Annotated in this window: 4 protein-coding genes; 3 read left to right on the top strand and 1 reads right to left on the bottom strand. The window is 73.7% G+C overall.

Annotation, left to right across the window (positions count from 1 at the left end; genetic code table 11):
* Nucleotides 1–85: 85 nt before the first annotated feature.
* A complete protein-coding gene (locus E1289_RS36280) occupies nucleotides 86–1,300 on the bottom strand; it encodes a hypothetical protein (protein ID WP_131988499.1) in 1,215 nt (404 codons plus the stop codon).
* 359 nt (nucleotides 1,301–1,659) lie between these two features.
* Between E1289_RS36280 and E1289_RS36275 the strand changes: the two genes are divergently transcribed.
* The 3 genes from E1289_RS36275 to E1289_RS36265 all read left to right on the top strand — a co-directional run bounded on the left by E1289_RS36275 (nucleotide 1,660) and on the right by E1289_RS36265 (nucleotide 5,214).
* Nucleotides 1,660–3,078: a hemolysin family protein gene (locus E1289_RS36275; protein WP_207929389.1), complete on the top strand. Its 1,419-nt coding sequence runs from the start codon at nucleotides 1,660–1,662 to the stop codon at nucleotides 3,076–3,078.
* Nucleotides 3,066–4,082 (top strand): hemolysin family protein, encoded by a 1,017-nt coding sequence (locus tag E1289_RS36270; protein ID WP_131988497.1) that lies wholly within the window; start codon nucleotides 3,066–3,068, stop codon nucleotides 4,080–4,082. Before E1289_RS36275 ends, E1289_RS36270 begins: the two co-directional genes overlap by 13 nt.
* Nucleotides 4,083–4,191: 109 nt before the next feature.
* The gene (locus E1289_RS36265) at nucleotides 4,192–5,214 is read left to right on the top strand and encodes a cation diffusion facilitator family transporter (RefSeq protein ID WP_131988495.1); all 1,023 of its coding nucleotides are present in this window, start codon (nucleotides 4,192–4,194) and stop codon (nucleotides 5,212–5,214) included.
* Nucleotides 5,215–5,379 lie beyond the last annotated feature (165 nt).

Below are 5,379 nucleotides of genomic sequence, written 5' to 3'. Positions count from 1 at the left end.
GGGTCGGGGAGCGGGGCCATGCCGCAGACGTCGCAGAAGCCGTCGGCGTCCACCTCACCGGTGCAGCCGGGCTGGGTGCATCCGCTCATCGCCGCGACCCCGTCTCGCTCTCGCACGCCCTGATCGCACGCTGGTACTCCGCGACGACCGCCGTCGCCCTCCGCAGGTCGCACGGCGCCGTCCACAGCACGTCACGGGCCTCCCCGTACAGTCCGGTGAGCCGCTCGTCCTCGGCCAGGCCCAGCCGCGCCGCCTTGGCCCGGTACGCCTCCAGGCGCCCGCGCAGCTCGCCCCGCCTGTCGAGCAGGCCGGTGCTCAGACGCAGCTCGCCCTGCGCCCGTTCCAGCGCCTCGCCCGCGGCGCGTTCGAGCCCGGCGAAGCAGCCCGCCAGCTCGACCCAGCGGCCCGCCTCGCGGAGCCGCTCCAGGGCGGTGAGCCGGTCGCGGAGCTCGACGGCGAGGCCCCGTGCCGGTGCGGGCACGTTCGGCGCATGGATCTTGATGAGGACCGTCGCGTACGCGTCGCGGGCGCGCTGCTCGGTGTCCTCGACCTCCTCGATGCACGCGGTGACCCGCGCGATGTGCCCGGCGTAGTCCTCCCGCATCCGGGCGACGCCGGCGAGCTCGTCCCCGAGCGCGGTCAGCGCGGTGCGGACGCGGTCGAGTCGGGCTGTGTCGGCGCGGCCGTCCCGCACGAGTGACAGCGGGTCGGTGCGCACGACGCGGCCCAGCGCGGTCAGCTCGCGCCCGACCCGGTCGAGCTCGGGGTGGCGGGTGCCGTCCAGGGAGTGCGCCAGCCGGGCCGTCTCCCGCCAGCACTCCTCCACCTCCTCCAGCGGCAGCAGCAGCGCCGACCAGGCGGCGTCGGCGGCGTCGATCTCGCCCGCGACGAACTCGTACGCGTCGGACATCAGCTCGACGGCCTCGACCAGGGTCACCCGCCGTGCCCGCTGGCCGAGAAGCGTCCGCTCCCGCAGCGGGGCCTCCTCGCCGGGCATCTCCACCGCACGGCCGGACAGCAGCGCGGACAGCTCGACCAGCGTCGCCGCGTCCGGCCGCGGCGACCGCTCACGCAGCTCCACCGCGGCGTCCAGGACGCGCTGGTAGGCGTCGAAGAGCGTCCACAGCGCCAGCATGGCGGCCTTGGCGTCCTCCCAGCGGCGCCACGTCTCACCGGTGAGTCGCGCCCCCTCCAGGAGGCGGCTGCCCTGGTGTCCGTCGAGGTCGAGGAGGGACGCGGAGATGCGGTCGCGCTCCTCCCGGAGCGTGCGCAGGGCATGGTCGACGCCTTCACGGCTCATGGGCGCGGCGGCCCCGGCCCCGCTCTGGTCCAACGTCTGCCCCGCGTTCGCTCTCCTACGGTCCCCCCGAGCATGCCCGGCCGACCGGTCTGGGAGCACGGACCGGTCCACTATCGGACTAACGCTCTCATATAAGTGTGATCCGCAACACCGGCCGAGACAAGCGCCTTCTCCCCCGCACTCCCCGCAAGCACCGCACCCAGGGCGTTCCGGGGACGCCCCGCCCGTTTCGATCACACGGGCGCCGTACCCTGTCCACCGGGAACCTCGTTGTCACAAGTGACGTTACGAGTGATACACGGCTACGAGAGGAGTGGTGAGTCCGCGGTGTCGGACCCCAGTCATAGACCCGGTGCCCCATGCTGACCGCGGTCCTGGGAGTGCTGGCGGTGATCCTCCTCACCGCAGCGACCGGTTACTTCGTCGCCCAGGAGTTCGCCTACGTCGCGGCGGACCGGGCCACACTGGAACAGGCCGCCGAGCGCGGCGACGCCTCCGCCAAGCGGGCCCTGAAGGTCATCGGCAGGCTCTCGTTCATGCTGTCGGGCGCGCAGCTCGGCATCACCATGACGACCCTGGTCGTCGGCTTCATCGCCAAGCCCGCCCTCGCCGAGCTGATCGAGCCGCTGCTGGAGGTCGCCGGCGTTCCGCTGGGCGCCACCGGGGCGATCGCGCTCGCCACCGGCTTCGTGCTGGCGACGCTCATCCAGATGCTGATGGGCGAGCTGTTCCCCAAGAACCTCGCGCTCGCGCGCGCCGAGTCGCTGGCCCGCGCGCTGGCCACGTCCACGCTGATCTACCTGGCGGTCGCGGGGCCGCTCATCCGGCTGTTCGACAGCTCCGCCGAGCGGCTGCTGCGGGCCGTCGGCGTCGAGCCCGTCCAGGAGCTGCACGGCGGCGCGACGCTGGAGGAGCTCGGCGACATCATCGGCAAGTCGCACAGCGCCGGGCACCTGCCCGCCGACCTGTCGGGCCTGCTGGAGCGGGCCCTGTCGTTCGGCGACCTCACCGCGGACGAGGTCATGGTGCCCCGGCCGCAGGTCCGGACGCTGCCGGGGACCGCGCCCGTCGCCGACCTCGTCGCGCTGATCCGCGAGACCGGGCACAGCGCCTACCCCGTCTACGGCCAGGAGGTGGACGACGTGATCGGCGTCGCCGGGGTCCGCGAGGTCGCCGACGACGCGCTCGACCCCGCCACCCCCGTCAGCCGGGTCGCGCGGCCCGCGCTGCTCGTCCCCGGCAGCCAGCCGCTGTACGGGGTGATCGAGCACATGCGCGACTCCGGCGAGGAGTTCGCCTGCGTCGTGGACGAGTACGGCGGCCTCGCCGGCATCCTCACGTTCGAGGACGTGGCCGAGGAGCTCGTCGGGGAGATCTCCGACGAGACCGACGCGCGGGAGGTCGCCCCGACCTCCGGGCCGGACGGCTCCTGGCTGGTCGACGCGAGCATGCGCATCGACGAGATCGGCCGGCTCACCGGGTTCGACCTGCCGGAGGGCGACTCCTACGACACCCTCGGCGGGCTCGTCATGGCGGAGCTGCGCCGGCTCCCGTCCCCCGGCGACCGCCTCACCGTCGACCTCGACCCCGGCTCGGTGGAGCTGGAGGTCGTGAGCGTGGCCCGCCGCGTCGCCGAGAAGATCCTGATCAAGGCGCCGGCCCCGGCGGTCCCGGTGGGGGCCGAGGAGAACGGTGCGGACGGTGCGGACGGTGCGGACGACGCGGACGACGCGGACGACGCGGACGCGTCCGGTCCGGAGGTGTCGTGGACCCGCTGACGACCCTGCTCATCACCGCCCTGCTGCTGGTCGGGAACGGGTTCTTCGTCGCGGCCGAGTTCGCGCTCGTCGCGGCGGGCCGCCCGCAGCTGGAGCGCGCCGCCGCCAAGGGCAGCCGCCCGGCCGTCGCCGCGCTCGCCGGCGTCCGCGAGCTGTCGCTGATGCTCGCCGGCGCCCAGTTCGGCATCACGATGTGCTCGCTGGGCCTCGCGATCGTCACCGAGCCCGCGTTCGAGCACTTCCTCGAACCGCCGCTGCACGCGCTCGGCGTCCCCGAGGCCGCGACGAAGGCCATCGCGCTCGGCACCGCCCTCGCCGTCGTCACCTTCCTGCACATGGTCATCGGCGAGATGGCGCCGAAGTCGTGGGCGATCGCGCACCCGGAGCGCGCCGCGCTGATCCTGGCGTTGCCGTTCCGCGCGTTCGCGAAGGTGTCCAGGCCGATCCTGTCGTCGCTGAACTCGACGACGAACGCGCTGCTGCGGCTCATCCGCATCACCCCGAAGGACGAACTGGACAGCCACACCGACGCCGCCCGGCTCAGCCACCTGGTCGGCGAGTCCCGCCGCCTCGGCCTCATCGGGCGCCGCGACCACGAGCTGCTCCGCCGGGCGATCTCGGCGCGGGAGGCGACCGTCGGGCATCTGGTGGTGCCCGCGACGGCCGTCACCACGATCGACGCGGACGCTACCGCCGCGCAGATCCGCCGGAAGGCCACCGCGAGCGGCCACAACCGGCTGCTCGTCCGCGACCGCGACGGGACCATGACCGGGATCGTGCACGTCCGGGCGGCGATCACCGAGCCGAACGGGGAGTGCCGCGCGGACGAGCTGGCCCACCCGGCGCCCGTCCTCACCGCGGAGACGACCGTGCTGGACGCGGTGAGCCGGATGCGCCGCGCCCATGCCCCGCTCGCCGTCGTCAACGACGAGCGCAACGAGTTCGCGGGGATCGTCACCCTGGACGACCTCCTGGCGGAGCTTCTGGCGACGAACCCGCACTGACGCGGAATCCGTACTGACGCGGAATCCGCACCGGCGCAGGCCGCGTACCTGCGACGGCGCCGCTTTTGTCGAGGTGCTGCAACGGACTTTTCGGGTCATGCTCGGACGTATGAGCGGGCACGGACATGGCCACGGACATGGGCACGGGCACGGGCGGCGCCTTTTCCACGTCCTGCGGCCCCACGCGCACGAGGCCGCCGACAAGGTGGACTCCGCGATGGAGGCCAGCGCCCAGGGGATGCGCGCCCTGTGGATCTCGCTGGTCGGGCTCGGCGCGACCACCGTCCTGCAGGCCGTCGTGGTCGCGTTCACGGGCTCGGTGGCGTTGCTGGGCGACACGCTCCACAACGCCGCCGACGCGCTGACCGCCGTCCCGCTCGGCATCGCGTTCGTCCTCGGCAGGCGCCCGCCGACCCGCCGCTACACCTACGGGTACGGACGCGCGGAGGACCTCGCCGGCGTCGTGATCGTCCTCGCCATCGCCGCCTCCGCCCTCGCCGCCGGGTACGCGGCCCTGCACCGCCTCGCCCATCCACAGCCTGTGGAGCACCTCGCCGCCGTCGCGGGCGCCGCCGTCGTCGGCTTCGCCGGCAACGAACTCGTCGCCCGCTACCGCATCCGCGTGGGCCGCCGCATCGGCTCCGCCGCCCTGGTCGCCGACGGCCTGCACGCCCGCACGGACGGCTTCGCCTCACTCGCCGTCCTCCTGGGCGCCGGCGGCATCGCGCTGGGCGCCCCCTGGGCCGACCCCGTCGTCGGCCTCCTCATCACCTTCGCCATCCTCGCGATCCTCTGGCAGACGGCCCGCGAGGTCGGGCGCCGCCTCATGGACGCCGTCGACCCCGCCCTGGTCGACCGCGCCGAGGCCGCCCTCTCCGCCACGCCCGGCGTCCTCGCCGTGGGCGATGTCCGCCTCCGCTGGATCGGCCACCGGCTCCGCGCCGAATGCGACGTCGTCGTGGATCCCGCCTCGACCGTCGTCCGCGCCCACCGGGTCGCCGTGGACGCCGAGCACAGCCTCATGCACGCCCTCCCCCGCCTGTCGGGCGCCGTCGTCCACGCCGACCCCGAGCCCCGTCCCGGCGAAGACCACCACGCCTCTCTCGCCGGTCATCGACCTGTGAGACGTTAGTCCCGCGCAGAACGGGAAAATACGGCCGAGGGCGGCCGATCTGGGACGGGAATGACCTCGGTGAATCAGCCAGCAGAGACCAACGGAGACGAAGAGTGCGCTGAGACGGCGTCCCCGCACGTCCCGGACTCCGAGGCCCCCACGGTCAACGTCCCCCTCCCGGAA

This window comes from Actinomadura sp. 6K520, from assembly GCF_004349245.1.
Lineage (GTDB): Bacteria > Actinomycetota > Actinomycetes > Streptosporangiales > Streptosporangiaceae > Spirillospora.
The sequence above is the reverse complement of the archived record's forward strand: the minus strand, read 5'-3'. Positions and strand labels throughout refer to the sequence as shown.

What these genes read in the sequence shown, in the direction of transcription:
- E1289_RS36265 (WP_131988495.1), top strand. Translation starts at nt 4,192, where the DNA reads ATGAGCGGGCACGGACATGGCCACGGACATGGGCACGGGCACGGGCGG.
- E1289_RS36275 (WP_207929389.1), top strand. Translation starts at nt 1,660, where the DNA reads ATGCTGACCGCGGTCCTGGGAGTGCTGGCGGTGATCCTCCTCACCGCA.
- E1289_RS36280 (WP_131988499.1), bottom strand. Translation starts at nt 1,300, where the DNA reads ATGAGCCGTGAAGGCGTCGACCATGCCCTGCGCACGCTCCGGGAGGAG.